General features: G+C 52.4%; 24 protein-coding genes. 6 read left to right on the top strand and 18 right to left on the bottom strand.

Annotated features, from left to right (window positions below; genetic code table 11):
* Positions 1-76 precede the first annotated feature (76 nt).
* The 3 genes from trmL to L4D19_RS14015 form a co-directional block, all read right to left on the bottom strand.
* Positions 77-541 (bottom strand): tRNA (uridine(34)/cytosine(34)/5-carboxymethylaminomethyluridine(34)-2'-O)-methyltransferase TrmL, encoded by a 465-nt coding sequence (gene trmL, locus L4D19_RS14025; protein ID WP_075762995.1) that lies wholly within the window; start codon positions 539-541, stop codon positions 77-79.
* 98 nt (positions 542-639) lie between these two features.
* On the bottom strand, positions 640-2001 hold the full coding sequence (cpxA, locus tag L4D19_RS14020) for an envelope stress sensor histidine kinase CpxA (protein WP_428453068.1): 1362 nt from the start codon (positions 1999-2001) through the stop codon (positions 640-642).
* 52 nt (positions 2002-2053) lie between these two features.
* Positions 2054-2749, bottom strand: a complete 696-nt coding sequence (locus L4D19_RS14015; RefSeq protein WP_428452962.1) for a response regulator — start codon at positions 2747-2749, stop codon at positions 2054-2056.
* A 207-nt stretch (positions 2750-2956) separates the two neighbouring features.
* Here L4D19_RS14015 and L4D19_RS14010 point away from each other — a divergent pair, with 207 nt between their 5' ends.
* On the top strand, positions 2957-3457 hold the full coding sequence (locus tag L4D19_RS14010; protein ID WP_428452961.1) for a CpxP family protein: 501 nt from the start codon (positions 2957-2959) through the stop codon (positions 3455-3457).
* Positions 3458-4009: 552 nt separating this feature from the next.
* Entirely contained in the window at positions 4010-4972 is a 963-nt protein-coding gene (gene pfkA / locus L4D19_RS14005; protein WP_428452960.1) for a 6-phosphofructokinase, read from the top strand.
* A 128-nt stretch (positions 4973-5100) separates the two neighbouring features.
* On the opposite strand, the gene tpiA is transcribed toward pfkA, so the two are convergent.
* Positions 5101-5871, bottom strand: a complete 771-nt coding sequence (tpiA, locus tag L4D19_RS14000; protein ID WP_428452959.1) for a triose-phosphate isomerase — start codon at positions 5869-5871, stop codon at positions 5101-5103.
* A 378-nt stretch (positions 5872-6249) separates the two neighbouring features.
* On the opposite strand from tpiA, the gene L4D19_RS13995 reads away from it, so the two are divergent.
* Complete coding sequence (locus L4D19_RS13995; protein ID WP_075763049.1) at positions 6250-6597, top strand: 5-carboxymethyl-2-hydroxymuconate Delta-isomerase; 348 nt, start codon at positions 6250-6252, stop codon at positions 6595-6597.
* Between the two features lie 16 nt (positions 6598-6613).
* Here L4D19_RS13995 and L4D19_RS13990 read toward each other — a convergent pair whose 3' ends face one another.
* From L4D19_RS13990 to L4D19_RS13965, 6 genes are all read right to left on the bottom strand, one after another.
* Positions 6614-6961 (bottom strand): DUF3135 domain-containing protein, encoded by a 348-nt coding sequence (locus tag L4D19_RS13990; protein WP_428453067.1) that lies wholly within the window; start codon positions 6959-6961, stop codon positions 6614-6616.
* A gap of 181 nt (positions 6962-7142) precedes the next feature.
* Positions 7143-7886 (bottom strand): ferredoxin--NADP reductase, encoded by a 744-nt coding sequence (locus L4D19_RS13985; RefSeq protein WP_428452958.1) that lies wholly within the window; start codon positions 7884-7886, stop codon positions 7143-7145.
* Between the two features lie 13 nt (positions 7887-7899).
* Positions 7900-8517: a helix-turn-helix transcriptional regulator gene (locus L4D19_RS13980; RefSeq protein ID WP_428452957.1), complete on the bottom strand. Its 618-nt coding sequence runs from the start codon at positions 8515-8517 to the stop codon at positions 7900-7902.
* 179 nt (positions 8518-8696) lie between these two features.
* Complete coding sequence (gene glpX / locus L4D19_RS13975) at positions 8697-9704, bottom strand: class II fructose-bisphosphatase (RefSeq protein WP_428452956.1); 1008 nt, start codon at positions 9702-9704, stop codon at positions 8697-8699.
* Positions 9705-9930: 226 nt separating this feature from the next.
* The gene (gene glpK / locus L4D19_RS13970) at positions 9931-11445 is read right to left on the bottom strand and encodes a glycerol kinase GlpK (RefSeq protein WP_428452955.1); all 1515 of its coding nucleotides are present in this window, start codon (positions 11443-11445) and stop codon (positions 9931-9933) included.
* 48 nt (positions 11446-11493) lie between these two features.
* Positions 11494-12345 (bottom strand): MIP/aquaporin family protein, encoded by an 852-nt coding sequence (locus tag L4D19_RS13965; protein ID WP_075762986.1) that lies wholly within the window; start codon positions 12343-12345, stop codon positions 11494-11496.
* A gap of 694 nt (positions 12346-13039) precedes the next feature.
* Between L4D19_RS13965 and zapB the strand changes: the two genes are divergently transcribed.
* Positions 13040-13282 carry a cell division protein ZapB gene (zapB, locus tag L4D19_RS13960; protein ID WP_075763046.1) on the top strand — a complete coding sequence of 81 codons (243 nt, stop codon included), beginning with the start codon at positions 13040-13042 and terminating at the stop codon, positions 13280-13282.
* A 97-nt stretch (positions 13283-13379) separates the two neighbouring features.
* On the opposite strand, the gene rraA is transcribed toward zapB, so the two are convergent.
* The 7 genes from rraA to priA form a co-directional block, all read right to left on the bottom strand.
* On the bottom strand, positions 13380-13865 hold the full coding sequence (rraA, locus tag L4D19_RS13955) for a ribonuclease E activity regulator RraA (protein WP_428452954.1): 486 nt from the start codon (positions 13863-13865) through the stop codon (positions 13380-13382).
* Between the two features lie 162 nt (positions 13866-14027).
* Entirely contained in the window at positions 14028-14939 is a 912-nt protein-coding gene (locus tag L4D19_RS13950) for a 1,4-dihydroxy-2-naphthoate polyprenyltransferase (RefSeq protein WP_428452953.1), read from the bottom strand.
* Positions 14940-15090: 151 nt separating this feature from the next.
* Complete coding sequence (gene hslU / locus L4D19_RS13945; RefSeq protein ID WP_075762982.1) at positions 15091-16422, bottom strand: ATP-dependent protease ATPase subunit HslU; 1332 nt, start codon at positions 16420-16422, stop codon at positions 15091-15093.
* Positions 16423-16432: 10 nt separating this feature from the next.
* A complete protein-coding gene (hslV, locus tag L4D19_RS13940) occupies positions 16433-16960 on the bottom strand; it encodes an ATP-dependent protease subunit HslV (RefSeq protein ID WP_075762981.1) in 528 nt (175 codons plus the stop codon).
* A 165-nt stretch (positions 16961-17125) separates the two neighbouring features.
* On the bottom strand, positions 17126-17698 hold the full coding sequence (locus L4D19_RS13935; RefSeq protein WP_160652759.1) for an SPOR domain-containing protein: 573 nt from the start codon (positions 17696-17698) through the stop codon (positions 17126-17128).
* Positions 17699-17862: 164 nt separating this feature from the next.
* Positions 17863-18867 carry a DNA-binding transcriptional regulator CytR gene (gene cytR / locus L4D19_RS13930; protein WP_075762980.1) on the bottom strand — a complete coding sequence of 335 codons (1005 nt, stop codon included), beginning with the start codon at positions 18865-18867 and terminating at the stop codon, positions 17863-17865.
* A 173-nt stretch (positions 18868-19040) separates the two neighbouring features.
* Entirely contained in the window at positions 19041-21242 is a 2202-nt protein-coding gene (gene priA / locus L4D19_RS13925; RefSeq protein ID WP_428452952.1) for a primosomal protein N', read from the bottom strand.
* Positions 21243-21484: 242 nt separating this feature from the next.
* Here priA and rpmE point away from each other — a divergent pair, with 242 nt between their 5' ends.
* Both rpmE and L4D19_RS13915 read left to right on the top strand, forming a co-directional pair.
* Complete coding sequence (gene rpmE / locus L4D19_RS13920) at positions 21485-21697, top strand: 50S ribosomal protein L31 (protein ID WP_128785132.1); 213 nt, start codon at positions 21485-21487, stop codon at positions 21695-21697.
* A gap of 308 nt (positions 21698-22005) precedes the next feature.
* Complete coding sequence (locus tag L4D19_RS13915; RefSeq protein WP_428452951.1) at positions 22006-23256, top strand: malic enzyme-like NAD(P)-binding protein; 1251 nt, start codon at positions 22006-22008, stop codon at positions 23254-23256.
* A gap of 94 nt (positions 23257-23350) precedes the next feature.
* On the opposite strand, the gene metJ is transcribed toward L4D19_RS13915, so the two are convergent.
* Positions 23351-23668, bottom strand: coding sequence for a met regulon transcriptional regulator MetJ (gene metJ / locus L4D19_RS13910; protein ID WP_075762976.1), 318 nt, complete (start codon positions 23666-23668; stop codon positions 23351-23353).
* Between the last annotated feature and the right edge of the window lie 131 nt (positions 23669-23799).

Genomic DNA, 23799 nt, shown 5'->3' with positions numbered 1-23799 from the left:
ACGGTGTTGTGGTTCCAGATAGCAAAAGCGAGAGTTTAACGGCTCTCGCTTTTTTGTTTCTTATCGGGAGGTTGATCTATACCGCCCCTTTAAATCCAAGCTGACGCCAGGCTTCGTAACCGATGATGGCAGCGGCATTGGACAGGTTCAGACTGCGACTGTCCGGATGCATTGGGATACGCAGGCGCTGCTCGAGTGGCAGGCTGTCAATCAGCTCGGCTGGCAGGCCACGGGTTTCCGGACCGAACAACAGCACATCCCCTTCTTCGAACTTGGCGTTGGTATGGAAGTTGGTGGTTTTGGTGGTACAGGCAAAAATCCGACGGTTTTCCATCGCCGCCATGAAGGCATCGAAGTTTTTGTGGCGATGAACGTGCGCCAGATCGTGATAATCCAGCCCGGCACGACGTAGTTTCTTTTCTTCCAGGTCAAAACCGAGCGGCTCGATCAGGTGCAGGTTGGCACCGCAGTTGGCGCATAGGCGAATTATATTGCCCGTATTGGGGGCGATTTCAGGTTCGTACAGGGCGATATCAAACATTGTCTGGCTGTCAGTTTGCAAATTTGGCCATATTGTAGCGAAAAAAGCAGGCTTTCAGACAGCAGATTGTCTGAAAGCCATGCAGTTATGCCGGTTGATTAGAGAGTCAGGGGCAGGGTGATGGTGATCCGTAGCCCGCCAAGTGGACTGCGGCTGGCCATGATGGTACCGCTATGCTGGCGGATGGCGCTCTCGGTAATGGCCAGTCCCAGCCCGGTGCCGCCGCTACTGCGGTCCCGTGCCGTCGAAACCCGGTAGAACGGACGGAAAATATCATCCAGTTCATTGTCGGGCACCCCTTCACCGTTATCGTCGATGACGATATTGAGGGTGTGGTCCCTGACACTGAAGTTGACCTCGATGACATCGTTGCCGTATTTGATAGCATTGCGAACGACATTTTCCAGGGCGCTGATCAGCAGGTTGGGATTTCCGCTGACAGGCCATTCGCCCAGGTCATTGACTTTGAAAACTTTGTTGTTTTGCTCGGCCTCGAAACGGGCATCTTCCAACATCTCATACCATAGGCTGCGCGCATCGGAGTGTTCGCGAAGCTCATGGCTGTTGACCTGCATTCGCGACAGTTCCAGCAGTTCGCTGATCATCTTTTCCAGCCGCTCTGCCTCGGTATCGATACGGCTGAGCTCTTTGCTCTCTCCCTGCTTGCGTTGGGCCAGGGCGGTAGCCATTCTCAGGCGGGTTAGCGGCGAGCGCAGCTCATGGGAGATATCCGATAGCAGCCGCTGCTGACCCCCGATCATCTGGTTGATGGCCTGAACCATCTGATTGAAGCTGGCCCCGGCCTGCTTGAACTCCCTCGGCCCAGCCTCCAGTTTCGGATCGGCCTCGAACTGCCCGGTTGCCACCCGTTCCGCGGCTTGTTGCAGCCGACGGGCCGGAATACTGATTGCCCATGCCAGCCAGAGCAGCAGGGGCGTACTGACCAGCATAGTGACGAGGAGCAGCTGGAACGGCTTATCCAGGATCTGAATAAAAAATGGCGGAGGCTTGCGCCAGACCCGGCCGACATACATCAGCACGGTTTGCTGCTCGTAGCTGAAGGCAAACGGCCCGGCCATCATCCAGCGCCCGTATAGTTTCTGTTTGGGCGCACTAGGGCTATCGGCCATGGTGATAAAATTACGCAGTGCCTTGTTACGGCCATCCGGCGTAATAATTTCACCTTCCTCGGTGGTGAAATATAGCTGAAATCCCTTGTGGCGGTCGTGGTTGGTAAATCGCTGTAGCCTGTATTTGAGTGGCCCCCTGTCGCGGGTGATTTTCTCGGCAATGCTCTGGGCCGAGTCCTGAAAGCGTTTTTGCTGCTGTTCCGGGATAGTATGTTGGGCCCGGGGATCGAGATTGGGTAGCAACAAAACTGTCACGACGACAATCAGCAGTGTCAGCCAGAATACGGCGAAAATCCGGCCATACAGGCTGGAAAAACGAGGTAGCTTCATCATCTGCCTCCTTGTCGGTCGCGTCGGTTAGTTGCCAGTGAGCCAGGCTGCATTATATTTCCTCGACTAACAGGTAGCCTTTACCGCGAAGGGTCTTGATGCGAGGCTTGCCGTCAGTTCGCTCAGGCAGTTTTTTGCGTAGGTTTGACACATGCATATCAATGGCACGATCGAACTGCGCCAGGCGCTTGCCCAGCACCTCAAGGCTGAGCTCATTCTTGGCAATGATTTTGCCCGGATGCTGAATAAAGTAACTTAGCAAGGCCAGTTCGGTGCCGGTCATTTCTATCTGCTCTCCCTTGCAGAAGACTTCCTGTCGCCCCGGATAGATATCGATATCCTGATAGGTCAGGCAGTCGGGGGTATTATTGCGCGAGTCGTTACCGGCCGTTTGTGTCCGGCGCAAAATAGCACGCATTCGTGCCAGCAGTTCGCGATCACTGAAGGGTTTGGGCAGGTAGTCATCGGCACCGAGCTCCAGCCCCAGCACCCGGTCAATCTCTTCGCCTTTCGCCGTCAGCATGAGTACCGGCGTCGAATAGCTTTCCCTGAGTTTGCGCAGCATTTCGGTACCGTTCATTTTCGGCATCATGACATCGAGCAGGATCAGATCGATACTGTCATCGACTTTGCTGAGGCCCTGCTCGCCGTTATTGGCCTCCAGGATCTCGAACCCCTCCATTTCGAGGATGTCGCTGAGTAATGAGGTCAGCTCCGTATCGTCGTCGACCAGCAGAATTTTTGCCATGTTAGCTACCTTATTGTTTCCGTCTCGCCCTATGCAGGTACATACGCGACAGGATGAATGAGATAGCCTCAGTATCGCTAATCTCACCGCGGGAACCAAGTTAATGTCAGTTGGCTTTACGCAGTTTTACGTTCTTTAGACAGCAGTTTACCTTGTAGTCGTTATTCTTAACTCATACCCGCTGACGGACATTTGGAGAAGAACATCATGACTACTTTCAAGAAAACACTGGTAATGGCAATTGCACTTCCTCTGGCTCTCGGCTCTGCCTCTGTGCTGGCTTTTGGCGGTGGTAAAGATGGTCACCACGGCGGCTATTATGGTGGTAAAGGTGGCTGCGGTATGAAAGAGGGCTACAAGGTTTTCCGCAAGCTGGATCTGACTGATGAGCAGAAGCAGAAAATGCAGGATATGCGTGAAACCAACCGCGAGGCGATGAAAGCCAGTTTCGGTGAGCAGCATGCCGAAATGCAGGCTAACCACCAGAAAATGCAATCTTTGCTGCTGGCGGCTGATTTTGATGAAAACGCAGTCCGCGAACTGGCCCAGCAGATGTCAGAGCAGCAGGTTGAGCGCCGGATCACCATGATGAAGAAGCGTCACGAAATGCTAAATATTCTGACCGCCGAGCAAAAAGCAGAATACCAGCAGCTACAGGCAGACCGCGCCGAGCAATGCCAGGCTCGCTGGGCCGAGAAGAATCAGTAAGTTGGTTCTCACGGATGAAGCCGCAGCCTAGGTTGCGGCTTACATTCCGTTACTCAAACCAATAAATCCCTCAGTAAATTACCTTTCTCTATTATTTTTGTTATTAATTTTCACCGTAAAAAAGCTATACTGCGTGACATTGCCCAGTGAGTGCTTATGAAAAGTGTGATTATTATGGATGAAAATGCACAGTCGCCCGCGGTTATCACTCTCCCTAGATGCACAACTGGTGGCTCTGATGGCAGGATATATACTTAAGGCATGATCAAGCCTTACATGCGGTATCTCCTTGGTCGTCAACCAGAACGCTAACAGTTTCGTTTCATATTCGTTGTCGGATCAGGCAAATATCATGCTGCTGGCTGAAGTCAGGGATGATTGTGATATGAATCAACAAAATTTTTTATCAAAATTGTAATACTTCTACATTAGTAGGAAAGTTACAGTTTACACGAGCATAAGCCCGGCATGTCGGCTTATGGTGCCGAGAGGGGGAACCTCGGTAACTCGTGCCGGATTTGATTTTTCAATTCCCAAAGTCAGAGGGTAACCATGATTAAAAAGATTGGTGTATTGACCAGTGGTGGTGACGCACCTGGTATGAATGCGGCGGTTCGCGGTGTTGTTCGTGCTGCATTGTCAGAAGGCCTGGAAGTTTATGGTGTATATGACGGCTATCAGGGCCTGCATCAGAACCGTATTGAGAAGCTGACTCGCTCTAGCGTGTCAGATGTGATCAATAAAGGTGGTACATTCCTGGGTTCAGCACGTTTTCCTGAGTTTAAAGACGAGAAGGTACGTGCACAGGCTATCGAGAACCTGAAAATTCACGGTATCGACGCACTGGTTGTGATCGGCGGTGACGGTTCGTACATGGGTGCGAAGAAGCTGACTGAAATGGGCTATCCATGTATCGGTCTGCCGGGCACCATTGATAATGACGTAGCAGGAACTGATTACACTATCGGTTACCTAACGGCGCTGAACACGGTTATTGATGCCATTGACCGTCTGCGTGATACGTCTTCTTCTCACCAGCGTATCTCAATAGTTGAGGTAATGGGTCGTCACTGTGGTGATCTTACCCTGATGTCTGCGATTGCCGGTGGTTGTGAATATATCATCACACCGGAAACAGGCCTGAACAAAGAAGAGCTGCTGGCGAAGATCAAAGAAGGGATCTACAAAGGCAAGAAGCATGCGATTATCGCACTGACTGAGCTGATGACGGATGCCAACGAGCTGGCGAAGTACATCGAAGATGAAACGGGCCGTGAAACGCGCGCGACAGTGCTCGGTCACATTCAGCGTGGCGGACAACCAACGGCATTTGACCGTATTCTTGCATCTCGCATGGGCGCGTATGCGGTTGATCTTCTGATGGAAGGCCAAGGCGGTCGCTGTGTGGGGATCCAGAATGAAAAAATGGTTCACCACGACATCATCGATGCGATTGAAAACATGAAGCGTCCAGTTCGCAAAGATCTGTACGATCTGGCTGACAAACTGTTTTAAGACAGGTTTTGCTTGATAGATAAAAGCCGACTTGAGAGTCGGCTTTTTTGTTTCTGTTGCTAGCGTGTGCCGGCTACTAAAAAGGCCTCCCGAAGGTGGCCTTTGTTATTCTTAATAATCAAACAAGATTATTTTTTCGCTTTAGCGGCTGCTTTTGCGATAGCTGCGAAGCTTTCTGCGTTCAGTGCCGCACCGCCAACTAGCGCACCGTCGATGTCCGGCTGTGCGAAGTATGCTTCAGCGTTCTCAGGCTTAACAGAACCGCCGTACTGGATTACAACTTTCTTGGCTACTTCTTCGCTCTTCTCAGCGATGTGTGCACGGATAGCTGCGTGAATACGCTGTGCATCGTCAGCTGTAGCGGCTTTACCTGTACCGATTGCCCAGATTGGTTCGTAAGCGATGATTGCACCGTCTAGGGCTTCAACGCCTTGGGTGTTGATCACAGCATCGATCTGACGAGCACATACTGCAAGCGTTTCGCCAGCTTCGTTCTGAGCTTCAGACTCACCGATGCAAAGAACAGGTGTCAGGCCGTGCTCTTTTAGGAAAGCAAATTTCTTCGCTACGAACTCGTCTGATTCGTTGTGGTATTCACGACGCTCAGAGTGGCCGATGATGATGTGGCTTGCACCGAAGTCTTTTAGCATCTCAGGAGAGATATCACCTGTGAATGCGCCGCTTGCGTTAACGTCGACATTCTGTGCACCAAGGATGATTTTGCTTTCACCTTTGCCGATTAGCTGCTCAGCTAGGTCAAGGTACATTGCTGGTGGAGCTACTGCTACGTCAACACCTTCAACACCTTTAAGTTCAGCATCAAGGCCCTTAAGTAGGTTAGATACCATTTCCTTGCTACCGTTTAGCTTCCAGTTACCCATAACCACAGGATGGCGCATAGCTTTTCTCCAAATCAATTTGATGTAAATAATAATACCAAAAAGCGTAATTCTCTGATCTGATCAGACAACTATGCTGTTTGGTATCCAGCCATTTTGTAAAAATATAACAGCCTTGGCTTATACTTTTACTGTCCAAAATCATTTCTGTGCTTGGTTGTACCTTTTTCAACAGAAAAAGTGAACTCTCGGCTGAAAATAATTTTAAATAATTTATTTTAGCAGATAAAAAAAGCAGAAAAAGACAGTGATCAATGGTTGAAAAATAAGCTAATTGCTTGGCTTGTCAGCAATAGATCAGGTAAGTTGGGTCTTCTGGGATACAGTTTCCTGTATTTTCAACGATTAACAGCATTTCTTAACGTCATGGAGGAAGATGTGCCGAATCTTGTCATGGAATATGCCGATCCGGTTGCCGAACGTGTCAATGTACCGGGGTTGTTGGAAGACTTACACCAAATCTTATTAACATGCGGCCTGTTTGAGCCCGACTCAGTTAAATGCCGCAGCTATCCCTGTCATACCTGGCTAGTTGGCACTGAGGGAGATCTCAATACCTTTATCCATATTGAGCTGAGTATGCTGTCGGGGCGCACTACGGAGCAAAAGCGGGAGCTGGCCAGAAGCTTGATATCGGTACTGGAGCAGCACGCAAGTACTATTAATAGCCTGACTGTCGATGTGCGCGACATGGATCGTGACAGCTTTATCAAGGTGAGCTGCTAACTTGCTGTCTGCAGGCTCATTCTTCCCGTTGCTGGGGCAATACCTCTTGCTCCTCTGACGGACGGGAGAAGGGCATTATCTTCGCCTGGTGTTCTGTTAGCGTCTCTGGCGCGTTCAGTGCCTGGGCAAAGCGTTTTAGCTGTACCTGCAGTTCGGCCATCAGCAGTATGTTGGTGTGGTTGGGGTTTTTCCCCTTGGCAATGACCTGGTTGATATGGCTCATCTGGGCCCGGAGCCGGGGTTGCATCTCGGCACTGGCATTGCTGATGATTTCTTCGCTCATCGACAGCCGTAGTGCTTCCAGCTCGTCAGGTGCCTGTTCCGCCATTGCTCGTAATTCATCAAAGGAAGGTAAATCCTGCATAAAGGCTCCCCCAATCTCGCCATCGGCGTCTATACCCACTAGATTCACCCTGAGCGATGAGTGGGCTGGTATGTGTTATGCCTTTAAAGGTAGCCAGTCCGTTTGTTGCGGACTGACTCAATTGTGAGACGTTGCATGAGATTGCAGTGAGACAAGGTGATCTTTGACCGTTAGCTAATGCCTACCAGTAGTGCTCCATGGTGATTTGACCGGGCTTGCGGCGCAGGTTCTTGGTAAGTCCCATCGACTCCAGCACGGCCTTGGTCTCACGGACCATTTCCGGGTTGCCGCAAAGCATGATCTGACTTTTTTCGGGGCTGAGCGGCAGGCCGATATGGCGCTCCAGCATGCCATCGGCTATCGCCTGCGGGATCCGGCCCGGAAGCGACAAGGGGGCTGGTTCGCGGCTGACAAAGGGCTGGACGATCAACTGTTCCGGATACTGTGCCTTGAGCTCGTTAATTTCAGCTTGATAACTGAGATCGGCGGCGTAGCGAACAGCATGGATCAGCACGACCTTGCGGAATCGACGCCAGACATCGGCTTCACGCAGGATAGACAGGTAGGGGCCGATAGCGGTTCCGGTCGCCAGCAGCCATAGGTGTTCGCTGTCAGGGACTTCATTGAGAGTGAAATAGCCATTGGCCCGTGCTGAAATAAACACGCTATCACCGCTATCAAGGGCATGGAGGCGTGGGGAGAGCAGGCCGTCGGCAACCCGGGTAGCATAGACCTCTATATTGTTATCGCTGGGGGGATTGACAAAGGAGTAGGCTCGCTGGACCATTTTGCCGTCAATTTCCAATCCAAGCTTAGTAAACTGCCCAGCCTTGAAGGGCTCTATATTTGCATGCAAGACAAGGCTAAACAGGTCACTATTCCAGTGACGATTGGTGATAACCTTCGCGGGGATCCAGTCGGCCATAATAATCTCCTAATTATGATTTTTGTATTCGATAAGCGCAGCGCCTCTCTCCGGCAATAATGTGTTCGTTTCGTTCGACGCGGTACTCGTTGCCCAACAGACGTTGGAAGACAGAAAGCTCTGATTTACATAGGGAAGGACAGCGCGTAGCGGCATGGCAGATCGGGCAGTGGTTTTCCACCAGAATGAAGTCTTCACCGTCCTGGTGAAGTTGGGCCATGTAGCCTTCCTGTTCCCTCAGGGTAGTAAGTATTTCCAGTTTTTCTCTTACATTATAGCTGTTTGCCAATGCATGCCGATATTGTTCAAAGGTTTGATTCTCTCTGCGTTCAACCACCTGGTTGAGCCCGTCGGTCCCAAAGAGCTCCTCGACAGAATCAAGCATTTGAATAATAAGTTCGCCATGGCGGTCGGCAAAGCGGCGGTGGCCCTTGCTGGTCAGGTTCCAGTGCCGGGTCGGGCGACCAACCTTGGCCTTGATATCCTGGTAATCAACCAATCCGTCTTCCTCTAGCCCCTGTAGGTGCTGGCGTACGCCCATGGTCGTCAGTTTGAATTCTTCGGCCAGCACCTTGGCTGTGACAGGGCCATCCTGCTTCATGCGATAGAGTATTTTTTCAATCGTTTTCATATCAGCTGCTACTTCCTTTATTGGTTTATTATGTAGCCAGTTAAGTAAATAAAGCAACAGCTTTACAAAGTTAAGTATAAACCAGAAGTGCCAAGCCGGTGGGAGAGCCTGCTGTTGGCTGTGCAGATAAAAAAAGGCGTACATCAAATGCACGCCTTCGTTACAACCTGAAGGGCCGGTTACAGAATATGCCCTTTGACAGCATCGTCTTTGCGTGCCAGATAATGGGTCGACTTGATACGTCGGATAGTACGGCATTTGCCGCGGATCAGCAGGGTTTCCGTCGTGGCGATATCGCCCTGGCGGCTGATTCCGTCAAGCAGATCACCTTTGGTAATGCCGGTGCCGGCAAAGATCACATTGTCGCTCTGGGCCATGTCTTCCATACGCAGCACGATGTTCGGTTCGATACCCATTTCGCGGCAGCGATCGATTTCAACCTGGCCCAGCTGGCGGTTTTCCTCGCTGTCGCCTTTGACCTCGTGGCGCGGCAGCAGGCGGCCGTGCATGTCGCCGCCCAGGGCGCGGATCGCTGCCGCCGAGACGACACCTTCCGGCGCGCCGCCGATGCAGTACATGACGTCAACTTCGCTGTCCGGCATACAGGTCAGGATAGAAGCTGCCACATCACCGTCAGGCACCGCAAACACGCGTACACCCATCGCCTGCATCTGGGCAATCACTTCGTCATGACGAGGCTTGGCCAGCGTGGTGACTACCAGGGTATCGAGCGTTTTTCCCAGTGCCGAGGCAATGTTTTCCAGGTTTTCAGTCAGCGGCAGGCTTAGGTCGATACAGCCTTTGGCCGTCGGGCCGACAACCAGCTTTTCCATATACATATCCGGTGCTTTCAGGAACGAGCCTTTCTCGCCGGCAGCCAATACGGCGAGGGCGTTGTTCTGGCCCATCGCCGTCATACGGGTGCCTTCGATAGGGTCAACGGCAATATCGACGGCATCACCGCCGGTTCCTACTTTTTCGCCGATATACAGCATAGGCGCTTCATCAATCTCGCCCTCACCGATCACAATTTCGCCCTCGATCTCGGTCTGGTTGAGAAGGGTACGCATCACTTCCACGGCAGCGCCGTCAGCGGCGTTTTTGTCGCCGCGGCCAAGCCATTTGTAGCCAGCCAGTGCTGCACCTTCGGTGACACGAGAAAATGCCATTGCTAAATCGCGTTTCATTGTTACTCCAGAAAGAAAAAAGGCCCAAAAAAAATCTGGCGCGATTTTATCACAGCTTGGGTGAAACGTTTGCGTTAATTTTTTGCCGTCGAAATGGCGCTATATTCGCGAAGATGGAGACGCTTGCACCCAGCGACGCGTGATTGCCAGCGTGGAAGCGAGAATAAAAAAGAAGGCCTGCATTGCAGGCCTTCTTGAGGGGGGAACTCAGAGGGAGTGTATGCTGTTAGATGTCGTCTTCGACAGCCCAGCTCTTGGCACACTCAACGGCACGCTTCCAGCCTCTGTAGCGGCGTTCACGTTTTTCTTCGTCACCGTCTGGAACGAAGTTGCGATCCAGTACGGCTTTGTCTTTCAGCTCGTCAATACTGCCCCAGAAACCAACAGCCAGGCCGGCCAGGTAACCTGCACCCAGTGCAGTTACTTCGGTAACAACCGGGCGGTGAACTTCGGTAGCCAGAATATCGGACTGGAACTGCATCAGGAAGTTATTGGCCACAGCGCCGCCATCGACACGAAGGGAAGCCAGGTTGATGCCGGAGTCCGTCTGCATTGCATCCAGAACATCACGGGTCTGGTAGGCCACACTCTCCAGCGTCGCACGAATAATGTGGTTGGAGTTAACACCACGGGTCAGGCCGACAATCGCGCCACGCGCATACGGATCCCAGTATGGTGCGCCCAGACCGGTAAAGGCCGGTACCACATAGGCACCGTTGGCACTGCCCACTTTCTCGGCAAAGTATTCTGAGTCTTTGGCATCGTCCAGCAGCTTCACTTCATCGCGCAGCCACTGAATTGAAGCGCCGCCCATAAATACCGCACCCTCGAGGGCATAAGCTACGTCACCGGTAGGGCCACAGGCCAAGGTGGTTAGCAGGCCATTGTGAGAGGTCACTTTTTCCTTGCCGGTGTTCATCAGAAGGAAACAACCTGTCCCGTAGGTGTTTTTTGCCTGGCCCGGCTCGACACACATCTGGCCGAACAGTGCGGCCTGCTGGTCACCGGCAATACCGGCAATCGGGATACGGGTACCGCCCTTACCACCAATGTTGGTCTGGCCGTACACTTCCGACGATGGCTTCACTTCCGGCATCATTGACAGCGGAATATCCATTGCCTTCAGAAGCTTCTCGTCCCATTGCATGGTGTTGATGTTGAACACCATGGTACGTGAGGCATTGGTGAAGTCAGTAACGTGGACACGTCCCTGAGTCATCTTCCAGATCAGCCAAGTATCAACGGTACCGAACAGAAGGTTACCGGCTTCGGCTTCTTCACGCGCCCCTTCGACGTTGTCCAGGATCCACTTGATCTTGGTGCCCGAGAAATAAGGGTCGACGACCAGGCCGGTATTGTCGCGAATATATTCTTCCAGCCCCTGTGCCTTCAGAGTTTCACAGGTGTCGGCGGTACGGCGACACTGCCAGACGATAGCGTTGTATACCGGTTTACCGGTGTTTTTGTTCCACACGATAGTGGTTTCGCGCTGGTTGGTGATACCGATACCGGCTACCTGATCGGAGCGGATACCGGCCTTGGCGAGAGCTTCAACCAGTGTCGAGCTTTGGGTCGCGTAGATTTCGAGAGGATCATGCTCAACCCATCCGGCTTTTGGATAGATTTGAGTAAATTCACGCTGTGACGAGCACACAATGTTTGCGTTGTGATCCAGCACAACGGCGCGGGAGCTGGTTGTACCTTGATCTAGTGCAACAATGTACTTTTGCTCTGTTGTCATGATGGTTTCCTCTAGTAGTAATTATATTTTAGGGTAGTAGAGAGATTTTTATGCTTTTGCTGCTTCGCTGTCACTTGCGCTTTCTTGCTCTTGTGCAACGGACTCAGCGTTGCCTGGCAGATAAGCACCAATGGCTTTCGGGTATAGCCAACCGCCGAAGCAGGCACCGAAGATAGGCGCCAAGATTGGAACGATCATATAAGGGATGTCTTTGCCGCCAGTGAGTGCCATATCACCCCAGCCGGCCAGGAAGGCAAAGAATTTCGGACCGAAGTCACGCGCCGGGTTCATGGCAAAACCGGTTAGTGGACCGAGCGAGCCACCGATCACCGCGATCAGAATACCAATCATCAACGGGGCCATCGGACCGCGAGGGGCTCCGTTTTTGTCATCTGTCAGGGCCAGGATGGCAAACATCAGTACGGCTGTGATTACAAACTCAACCGCAAAGGCACCACTGAAAGATAGGGCGGCATTCGGGTAGGTAGAGAAAATACCGGCGGTTGCCAGGCTTGCCTCACTGCCTCGAACAATTTGGTTGGTTGCTTCAAACTCTGCGAAAAGGTTGCTGTATAGGCTATAGATCAGAGCAGCGGTACAGAACGCGCCCAGTAGCTGAGCAGCAATGTAAGGCGCTACTTTGCGTTTGTCAAAGCCATGGAACAGTGCCAGGGCAATGGTGACGGCAGGGTTGATATGGGCACCGGATACACCAGCGGTACAATAGATGGCGATAGCGACACCTAGGCCCCACATGATGCTGATTTCCCACTGACCGAAGTTTGCACCAGTCAGTACAAGTGCTGCGACACAGCCAACACCGAAGAAAATCAATAGTCCTGTACCAATGAACTCGGCAATACATTCGCCAAGTAGCGTATGTTGTTTCGGGGTAGTCATTATTCAGTCCTTTTGTCGAATGTTGTAGGGGTATTTCTTTTATCTTTCTTATTCGCTCTTAATGTACTCGAACTAAACGTAATTGAAATGTTAAAGAATTAATTTTGTGCGTTCGAGCATAAAATTAGGTTCACTTTTGCGCGTTCGCGCAAACGGTTGCGGTTTTTTTGAACTCGATCAGCCTGGCTTGGGTGCACTGCAATTTGCTTGATATGCTGATTCAGGTATTTTGGTTTATCTTATTGAATTGGAATAAAAAATCCGGCCATGAAAAGGCCGGATGTGCCATAAGGGCAAGATCTTGGATAACTCCAAGAGAGATACGATCAAGATAAAAATTAGCATGGCAACCCTGCATTAAAATAGAGTTAGATCGCAATTCTAAGCATTTCGTCACGTTGCGCTCACACACCGTCGAGCATTTGTTCAGTTACTCGGCATTATGGTGAAAAAAGCTATGCTGGACGAATGTCGACAGGGTGGCCGGAGAGGACTGGCTGTATTTAGCTGGGGGCAGGCAAAATAACCGTCAGAATTGTGTAAATTTCACTCATTTGTTGCAAAGCGGCGGATTTGTAGATGCTAGAAGGCGGCAGCCTCGTTAGAATAGGCGCAACAGTAATGTAAACAGAGCCTGTGGGATATTACCTTAACGGTTTAAGGTAAAATGATAGGCGGAGATCAGGTGAACAATATGTCATTAGAAATGTTGGAAAAGCTAGAAGCCAAAGTACAGATGGCTGTTGATACAATTTCCCTGCTACAAATGGAAATTGAAGAACTAAAAGAACAAAACGATAGCCTATCGACTGAAGCTCAAGAGCTACGCTCTGGCCGAGAAGCGCTGGAACAAGACAACGAGAAGCTACGAAATGATCATCAGGCCTGGCAGGAGCGTGTACGCAACCTGCTTGGCAAGATGGACAGCGTCGAGTAAAAAAACAGAGCCTTTTGGCTCTGTTTTTTTATCTGTCAGGGACGCGATGTAATGAGAGGCTGGCAGCCTGATGGCTCCAGCTTGCTCGTTATCCTGCCTACTCGATATCCAGCGGCTCGGGTGAAAGGATAACGCCCGTCGTATCGGCATAGATGTGATCTTCCGGCAGGAAGGTGACCCCGCCAAAATTCACGGCGACATCAACTTCCCCTATACCTTGCTCATCGGCACCGACCGGAATGGAAGCCATCGCTTGGATGCCGAGCTCCATTTCGTCCAGATCATCGACGTTGCGGACACAGCCGTAGACAATAATTCCTTCCCATTCATTGGTGGCAGCCAGCTGTGCGATATCAGCATCAATGAGCGCGCGTCTCAGTGAGCCTCCGCCGTCGATAAGCAATACACGGCCCGCACCGGGTTGTTGCAGCACATCACGAATCAGCCCGCTATCTTCAAAGCACTTAATGGTTGTTACCTGGCCGCCGAAAGAGTTTCGGCCACCATAAGAGCTGAACATTGGCTCAACAACATCGACTTGGTCGAGGTAGATATCGCATAGTTCGGACGTATTATATTCCATAAGTTCGCTTCTTCTTGTGGCAATTGAAAAGGGTCGGTATACAGCCTGCTGAGCATGAGTCGTTGCTGATGGCTTTCTGCTAACCTGTTGAAAGTATAACTAGCCAATATGACATTGCAATAACGCCCCTCACAAAGCAGGGGCAAGTTAGCGCGTCAGATTCTAGCCGGCTGCCAGCACGACACCAGCGGCGAACAGCAGGTTTGTTAGCAGCGCACATTTCACCATGGTGGCCATCATCGGGCGCAGGGCGGCTCCGTCTGCTGACTGTAGTACCTGTTTCCCGTGCTTGAATAGCAGGGGGGCACTCAGGACAAACAGCCAGCCAAACGGCGAGTGCAGCTCAAGGGCGGCAAATAACGCCAGGCAGAGTACGCTGCCGGCCAGCAGGAACAAATGGTACTTGCGTCCCCAGTCGGGACCCATACGTACCGCCAGGGTGAGCTTGCCGCAGGCCCGGTCATTGTCGATATCCCGCAGGTTGTTGATATTCAATACACCAACGGCCAGCAGACCGCAGGCCGTGGCAGGCAGCATAATGACCGAGTCGATTTGACCTGCTTGCAGGTAGTAGGTGCCGGCAACGCCAAGCCAGCCAAAGAACATGAGTACCGAGAGATCGCCCAGGCCGCGGTAGCCGTAGGGCTTGTTACCGACGGTATAGGCAATGGAGGCTGCAATCGCCATCAGGCCCAGCAGCATAAAACCGAACATATCCTGGAGGTTGTTGCAGGCGATGAAGATCAGGCTCAGGCCGCTGGTGACGGTCAGCAGGATATTTAAGATCATCGCATTGCGCATCGCTGACGGGGTTACCAGCCCGGACTGGATTGCGCGTTGTGGCCCGAGGCGGTGCTCGTTGTCCGTTCCTTTGACGGCATCGCCATAGTCATTGGCCAGATTAGACAGGATCTGGAGTAGGAGTGCGGTCAGCAGGGCCAGGCCCGCTACTAAAGCAGAAAAACTTCCTTGCCATCCTGCGACTGCACTTCCGCATACAATCGATGCGACGGCCAGCGGCAAGGTTTTCGGTCTTGCGGCATCCAGCCAGATTGCGAGTGAAGATGAATTCATAATGTGCTTATTTCGGAATCAGTCGAAGGGCTATTATGGCGTATACACAGCGATGGGCAACTTTATCGGCAGATTGTTTGTTCAAGAACAAAAAAACGGCACCATAAGGCACCGTTTTGATATAGGAGAAGAACAAATAGATTGTTCAGGCTTACAGGATGAAGCGGCTCAAGTCTTCGTCTTCGACCAGCTCACCAAGACGCTCATTGACATAGGCTTCGTCGATAATCAGCTTGTCACCCGATTTTTCGGTCGCGTCGTAGGACAGCTCTTCCATCAGGCGCTCCATGACCGTGTGCAGGCGGCGGGCACCGATGTTTTCAGTACGTTCGTTAACCTGCCACGCGGCATCGGCCAGTTTGTTGATCCCACTTTCGGCAAACTCAATCTCTACCGATTCGGTGGCCATCAGCGCCTTGTACTGCTCGGTCAGTGAGGCATTTGGCTCGGTCAGGATACGCTTGAAATCGCCACTGGTAAGGGCTTCAAGCTCGACGCGGATTGGCAGGCGACCCTGAAGCTCAGGGATCAGATCCGATGGCTTCGCCACCTGGAAGGCGCCGGAGGCAACAAACAGGATGTGATCGGTCTTGACCATACCGTGCTTGGTCGATACGGTGCTGCCTTCTACCAACGGCAGCAAGTCACGCTGGACACCCTCGCGAGACACGTCCGGGCCCGATGACTCACCGCGTTTACAAATCTTGTCGATTTCGTCGAGGAACACGATGCCGTTGTTTTCAACCGCAAAGATGGCCTGCTCTTTCAGCTCTTCCTGGTTGACCAGTTTCGCCGCTTCTTCTTCGGTCGCCGCCTTCATCGCGTCTTTGATTTTCATCTTGCGCTTTTTGGTGGTGTTACCGGCCAGGTTCTGGAACATGCCCTGAAGCTGGTTGGTCATGTCTTCCATGCCCGGAGGGGCCATGATCTCGACACCCATCTGCGGGGCGGCGATTTCGATTTCGATCTCTTTGTCATCCAGCTTGCCTTCGCGCAGTTTCTTGCGGAAAGACTGGCGGGCCGTCGAGTTGCTGTCTGCTTCTTCGTTCTGGCCCCAGGCATCGCGCGCCGGCGGCAGCAGAATATCGAGAATGCGGTCTTCGGCCAGTTCTTCGGCGCGGAAGCGGACTTTTTCCATCGCCTGCTGGTGGGTCATTTTCACTGCGACATCAGTCAGGTCGCGGATGATGGTTTCCACTTCCTTGCCGACATAGCCCACTTCGGTGAACTTGGTCGCTTCAACCTTGATGAAGGGGGCGTTGGCCAGTCTGGCCAGGCGGCGGGCAATTTCGGTTTTACCGACACCGGTCGGGCCGATCATCAGGATATTTTTCGGGGTTACTTCGACACGCAGCTCTTCAGGAAGCTGCATGCGACGCCAGCGGTTACGCAGGGCAATGGCCACTGCACGCTTGGCTTTGTCTTGACCGATGATATGACGATCAAGCTCATGAACGATTTCGCGAGGAGTCATCTCAGACATTACGGCTTCCTTACTTGGTATCAAGCTCTTCGATTGTATGTTGGTGGTTGGTGAAGACACAGATATCACCGGCAATGTTTAGTGATTTTTCCGCAATTTCACGGGCGCTGAGATCGGTATTCTCCAGTAGGGCCGTTGCTGCTGCCTGGGCAAAATTACCACCTGAGCCGATTGCAATCAGATCATTTTCCGGTTGGACGACGTCACCGTTGCCGGTGATGATCAGAGAGCCGGTTTCATCGGCTACAGCAAGAAGGGCCTCTAGCTTGCGCAGCATACGGTCGGTGCGCCAGTCTTTGGCTAGCTCGACGGCTGACTTGAGAAGATGGCCCTGGTGCATTTCCAGCTTGCGCTCAAAACGCTCGAATAGGGTGAAGGCATCAGCCGTGCCGCCGGCAAAGCCTGCTAGAACTTTGTTGTTGTATAAACGGCGCACTTTGCGAGCGTTACCTTTCATAACGGTATTGCCCAGGGAAACCTGGCCATCACCGGCGATAACGACTTTACCGTTTCGACGTACAGATACGATAGTTGTCACGGTTTTACCTCTTTGAGTCTCTCCGGCCTTTGCCGGTATCGGTATTAATGCTTATCTGGGGGTGGGAAAAGTTTTTTTCAAGGTATCGATATTGGAAAAAGAAAAGGATGCGGTTGCATCCTTTTTCTTTTTTCTTATGTCGGTGGGGTGTCCTGAGCGGGGAGCCTATTCCCAGAACCAGATTGCGCACGGCTCGATACCGGCCCGGCGCAGCATATTGCGGTCACTCTCGGCTTTGCGCTTTTGTGGATAAGGACCGAGGATCACCCGGTACCAGTTACCTTTTTCGCCCTGGCTGATCTTGACCTGGCTGGTCAAGCCTTGGAAGGCGATCATAGCCTTGCGCTGTTCGGCCTGATCTTGGCTGCGGTAGGCGCCACACTGCATCAGGTAAGGGCGGCTAGGCTTCTGCTCTTTCTTGGCTTCAACCGGGACTTCCTTGTTTTCCAGCTCCTCGATATAGCGCCATTTCTCTTCCGGTTTCGGCGGCAGCTTTTTCTCTTGCGCCTTAACGGCGGGTTTCGGCTGTGGCTTCGGCGCGGGTTTTGGCTGAACGGTCTCGGTCTGTGGAGCCGGTGTCGTTGACAGGAAATACAGGCCGTAGCCGAGTGCGCTGACCAGGCACAATGCTATCAGTGCCCATTTTATCGGGAAGCCGCCGGAGGCGGGGGCTTTACGCGTGTTACGGGCTGGCTTTTTCGGCGAGCGTCCGCGTTTTACATAATCTTTTGTGGCCACGGTTAGAATAAACACAACGGGGAAAACAATTCTCGCTATGTTACAAAGTTGCGCTGGGGCTGACTAGTGCTGGGATCAGATCTGAACGAAATGCTTGCATGTCATTGGGTGAATTTTGTGAGCTTATGCCCAAAACATAAGCTCACATTGGGGGTGTGTTCCGGTTACTGGGCCGGTGGCGCCGCACTTTCCCGGATCACCAGCTTGGCATCGAGCAGGCGGGAGCCTGATGAGATCTCCTTGCCCTTGAGAATTTCAAGCAACATCAGCATCGACTGACGGCCGATTTCATAGCGTGGCTGAGACACAGTGGTCAGAGGTGGATCGCAGTATTCGGCGAACTGAATGTCATCGAAGCCGACAATCGATAAATCTTGTGGTACCCGGAAACCCAGACGCTTGGCTTGCTGCATAGCTCCGATGGCCATGACATCGTTATGGCACAACAGCGCCGTTGGTGGCTCGGGCAGGGACAGCAGGGCTGTGACGGCACGGGCACCGGCTGCGAACGTGAAATCGCCCTTGACGGTATAGGCCGGGTTGAGTTCGACGCCTGCACGACGCAATGCCTGTTGGTAGCCTTGCGATCGGAACTGGCACAGTGCTGCCGAGTCAGGCCCGGAAATTTGGGCAATGCGTTTGTGTCCCATCTGGGTTAGGTAGTTGACGGCCTCAAAGGCGGCAGTCAGGTTGTCGATATGAACGGTCGGAAGCTCAAGCTCCGGGGCAAACTCGCACGCCATGACCATAGGCGGCAGGTTCTTTTGCTCGGGTTTGCTGACATCGAACGGCAGGTCCGTGCCGAGCAGTAACATACCGTCAGCCTGTTTGGTGAAGACAAGATTGACGAATGAGTTCTCACGGGTTTTTTGCTGACCGCTGTCGCCTAGCAGTACCAGGTAGCCATGTTCCATGGCAGCTTCCTCGATACCCCGGATAATCTCTGTAAAGTAAGGATCACAGATGTCCGGCACGATAGTGACAATGGTTTTTGATTCGTTACGACGAAGATTCCTAGCCAGCGAGTTGGGTGAGTAGCCAGCATCCATGACGGCTTGTTCAACTTTTTTTCGGGTTGAAGCCGACACTTTCTCCGGGTTCATCAAGGCACGGGAGACCGTGGCTGTTGAGACACCGGCGAGCTGGGCAACATCCTTCATTGTCGCCATAATTACAGTTCCTCTCTATTTATATTTCTCTCATTATTGCCGGAGGATCATAGCCAAACCGGGCAGATACCTATACCAGCGAGCCTACTATTGTAGGCGCTCCGCAGGGGATTAAACATGCTCGAAATAGCATAAATTACATTCAAGGTGTGACATGAGTCGCATTGTTCATTTTAAGTTAAATCCTGCGGTTCGACATCAATCGACCACCTGACTTTCCTGGCCAGAGGCAGCAGTTGGATAGCTGGCTTGGCGATGGTCAGCATTTGCTGCAAGGTCTTGCGATCCGGCGTCTGGAGCAGTAACTGCCAGCGATAGCGGCCGGCCCGGCGTGACAATGGGGCAGGGTTGGGTCCCATCACCGGTGTCTCCTGGCAACAGAGCGGGCTGGACTCAAAAATGCCGCGAACTTGCTGTAAAAATTGCTCAACATGATCACTCTCGTTGGCTTCTGCGCGAAACAGGGTCAGATAGGTGTATGGGGGCAAAAATGCCTGCCTGCGCTCGTCAAGTGCACTGACGGTAAACTGGTCATAGCCTTTATGCAGCAGAGCCTGAAGCAGGGCGTGTTCGGGGTGGTGAGTTTGCAATATTACCTCACCGGGTTTGCTTGCACGGCCCGCCCGCCCGGCGACCTGGATGAACAACTGGGCAAGGCGTTCGGATGCCCGGAAGTCATTGCTGAATAAGGCACTGTCGACATCGATCAGGCTGACCAGGGTAACATCCGGAAAATGGTGCCCTTTGGCCAGCATCTGGGTCCCGATCAGAATTTGGTATTCATTGTTTTTGATCGCTTCAAGGTAGCTCTCGAGGCTGCCTTTGCGGCGGGTGCTGTCTCTGTCGATGCGTACGGTCTTGTATTCGGGAAACAAGGTTGCCAGCTGCTGCTCCAGCTGCTCGGTACCGACTCCGACGGCATTGAGCTGGGTAGAGCCGCAGTTGCCGCATTGCGGCATCATCGGGCGCTGGGTGGCACAGTGGTGGCAGCGAAGCTCTCCCGACTGCTGGTGGAAGGTGTAATAGGCATCACAGCGCTTGCATTCGGCGAGCCAGCCACACTCGTGGCAGATCACGGCCGGGGAAAAGCCGCGGCGATTGAGGAACAGCATGACCTGGTTGCCGGCCTCGAGGTGCTTGCGCATCCGGGCAATGAGCGGGGCAGAGAGCCCTGCCTCCAAGTATAGCCCTTTGACATCCAGCACCCCGTGCCGCGCCTGCTGGGCATTGCCGGCCCGGCGAGTCAGCGTCAGATGATGGTACTTACCGGTTTTGGCATTGTGGAGGCTTTCCAGGGCAGGGGTAGCCGAGCCGAGAATTATCGGGATGTTCTCCCGGTTGGCCCGCATTACGGCAAGATCCCGGGCATGGTAGCGCAGGCTGTCCTGCTGTTTGTAGGACGCATCGTGCTCTTCGTCGACGATGATGATGCCGAGGTTATCAAAGGGGGTGAACAGTGCCGAGCGGGTACCGATGATAATGCCAGCCTGGTTGTCCCTTCCGGCCAGCCAGGATGACAGCCGTTCGGTGTCATTCAGCCCGGAGTGAACCGTTTCCAGCGGGACGTTGAAGCGGCGGCGGAAGCGGTTGATGGTCTGCGGGGTCAGGCCTATTTCGGGCACCAGGATCAGTGCCTGCTTGCCGGCAGCCAGCACCGGTTCGAGCAGGTTGAGGTAGACCTCGGTCTTGCCGGAGCCGGTCACACCTTCCAGCAGGTAGCAGCCAAAGGCCGGGTTGGCATTGACGGTTGCGACCGCCAGTGCCTGCTCGTCGTTGAGCTTTGGCTTTTCCTCGGTGACGGCAAAGTCAGGTTGCCATTCCCTGCTGTCGGGGCGTTCTTCGAGAGATTCAACCCAGCCTTTGTCACTCAGTGTTTTCAGTATTGCCGAACTGACCTCCTCGGCCAGCAGGCTTTCGTGGCTGCTTTTACCATGGCGCAGGGTGTTGAGCACCTGCGCCTGTCGCGGGGCGCGGTTTAGCGCGGCCAGCGGCTGGTCGCGTCCGGCTTCGGTGATCTGCCACATTTTCAGGCTGCTCGGGGCTGCCTCCCGGCCCTTGCGTAATAGCGTCGGCATGGCATTGGCCAGCGTATCGCCGAGCGGGTACTGGTAATAGCTGCTGGCCCAGCTCAGCAGACCGAACAAGGGCGGATGCCACAGTGGCTCGCTATCCAGTACAGTGTTAACGGCTTTTAGCTGGCCCAGAGGAAAATCGGATTTATCCGTCAGTGATATAACGATCCCGATAAGCTGCTTCGGACCAAAAGGTACCTTGACCCGGCCGCCGATAACAGGGGACTGGCCTGGCTTTATCAAATAATCAAAAAGCTTATCCAGGGGGACAGGAAGAGCCACGCGGGCAATGTTGGGCGTCATAACTAACCGAGTAATCCACATATACTAAGATTAGGAAGTGTACATTGCTCGGCTGCGGGCGCAAAGCGGTGAAAAAAGGAGCGCATTAGTTGATCTGGGCGACGTGATTGATTACTATACGCCGCCTAATTTATCGTATTGGTGTCAGCTTGCTGATAGCCAAACGTTATACTGTTATTAACGCGTGTGGTGCCCGGCTTTGGATCGGGAGAGCGACACGGCCTTAGCTTTGAGGTTATCCCATGAAACAAGGTATTCACCCAGAATACACAGCAGTGAACGCTAAATGTTCTTGCGGCAACACTTTCGTATTTAACTCTACTATGAGTAAAGACATCAACCTTGATGTATGCGACAAGTGCCACCCTTTCTACACTGGTAAGCAGCGTCAGGTTAACACTGGTGGTCGTATCGACAAGTTCAACAAGCGTTTCGGTGCGCTTTCTAGCAAGTAATTGCCAGATGAATTTCGAAAAAGGGACGCGCAAGCGTCCCTTTTTTTGTCTGCAGGCGATACTCAACGCGGATGATTTTAGTCTTTTCCTCTGTACCTTTCTTTGTTTCTGGTTGTTTGACGTGGCAACTGGCACGTTTTCTACCCATTCTTCCGGTGTTTGTTCAAAATTCTGCTATACCTGAGTATTCCGGTGGGGATTAATTGGCTCGACCAGCGTTGCTGCGCTAGGATTTTGTATCGCTATAGAATATGATCTATCTCCCAATACCGAACTGAACATCATTTTCATTCAGGATCAAGACCACTATGTCTGAAGATTTTCGTCAACAAGCACTGCACTACCACGCTTACCCTGTTCCAGGTAAAACCGCTATTTCCCTAACAAAGCCGGCAGATACGGTTGAAGATCTGGCCCTGGCTTATAGCCCGGGTGTTGCAGAGCCTGTTCGAGAGATCGCTCAAAACGCAGAAAACGTTTACAAGTACACGGGTAAAGGCAACATGGTTGCCGTGATTACCAATGGTACCGCTATCCTAGGCCTGGGTAACCTTGGCCCACTGGCATCTAAGCCGGTGATGGAAGGTAAGTCATTGCTATTCAAACGCTTTGCGGGTCTGGATTCTATCGATATCGAAGTTAAGCACCGCACCATCGATGAGTTTGTTGATACGGTCGCCAATATTGCCGATACGTTTGGCGGTATCAACCTGGAAGACATCAAGGCACCAGACTGCTTTGAGATCGAGAAACGCTTGATTGAGCGTTGTGCGATCCCGGTCTTCCACGATGATCAGCATGGTACGGCTATTGTAACCGCCGCGGGTATGCTGAATGCCCTTGAGATCCAGGGCAAAAATATCAGCGAGTCTGTGATTGTCTGCCTGGGTGCCGGTGCTGCCGCTGTTGCCTGTATGGAGCTACTGATCAAGTGTGGTGCCCAGCGCGAGAAAATCTACATGCTGGATCGCAAGGGAGTTATCCATACCCGCCGTGACGACATCAATGAATACAAGCAGCTGTTCGCCAACAATACCGATAAGCGTACGCTGGAAGACGTGATTGAAGGCGCCGATATTTTCGTTGGCGTATCTGGCCCTAACTTGCTGACGCCGGAAGCGCTTAAGCTGATGGCCGATAAGCCGGTTGTGTTCGCCTGCTCGAACCCGGATCCTGAGATCAAGCCTGAACTGGCGCATGCCGTGCGTGATGACTTGGTGATGGGGACAGGCCGTTCCGATTACCCGAACCAGGTGAACAATGTAATTTGCTTCCCTTTCATCTTCCGTGGTGCCCTGGATGTACGCGCTAGCGTGATCAATGACGAAATGAAGCTGGCAGCCGTTCATGCCATTCGTGAGCTGGCCAAAGAGCCAGTGCCTGCCGAAGTTGTGAAAGCGGCGGGAGCTGACAAGCTGGAATTCGGTGCCGATTATATTATTCCTAAGCCGATGGATTCACGCCTGCTTCCTCGTGTTGCCAAGGCGGTAGCCCAGGCGGCCATTGACTCTGGTGTTGCGCAGATTGAGATGCCTGTGGGCTATATGGGGGGCGAGTAAGTCACCGTTTGGTTGAAATACTAAAAAACCAGCCCTAGGGCTGGTTTTTTTTTATCTGAAAACGGCAGTCTATATAAAACGTGCCAGTCTAGTATTATTCGTTGATGTCTTCGTATTTGATGCCCATTTCTTCCATCAGCTCCTTGGCTTCTGCCGGCAGATCGTCAGGGCGGTCTTTACGGATGTCATCGTCAGTCGGTAGCGGCTGGCCTGTGTAGGCATGCAGGAAGGCTTCGCACAGCAGCTCACTGTTGGTTGCGTGACGCAGGTTGTTGACTTGGCGGCGGGTGCGCTCGTCAGTCAGGATTTTGAGTACCTTTAATGGAATCGAAACGGTGATTTTCTTTACTTGTTCGTTTTTCTTACCGTGCTCCGCATATGGGCTGATGTATTCGCCATTCCACTCTGCCATTTTCTACCTTCTCAGCGATGTTGGATTCAATAAATTTAATATGGGTGAATTTTAGCGGGATTTACTGCCATAAGCAAAGACATATGGACGTCTAGAAGTGTTGACGTCCCAAATAAATGTGGTTAATGTTG

Origin of the sequence: Photobacterium kasasachensis, assembly GCF_050336885.1 — a bacterium.
Lineage (GTDB): Bacteria > Pseudomonadota > Gammaproteobacteria > Enterobacterales > Vibrionaceae > Photobacterium > Photobacterium kasasachensis.
The sequence above is the reverse complement of the archived record's forward strand: the minus strand, read 5'-3'. Positions and strand labels throughout refer to the sequence as shown.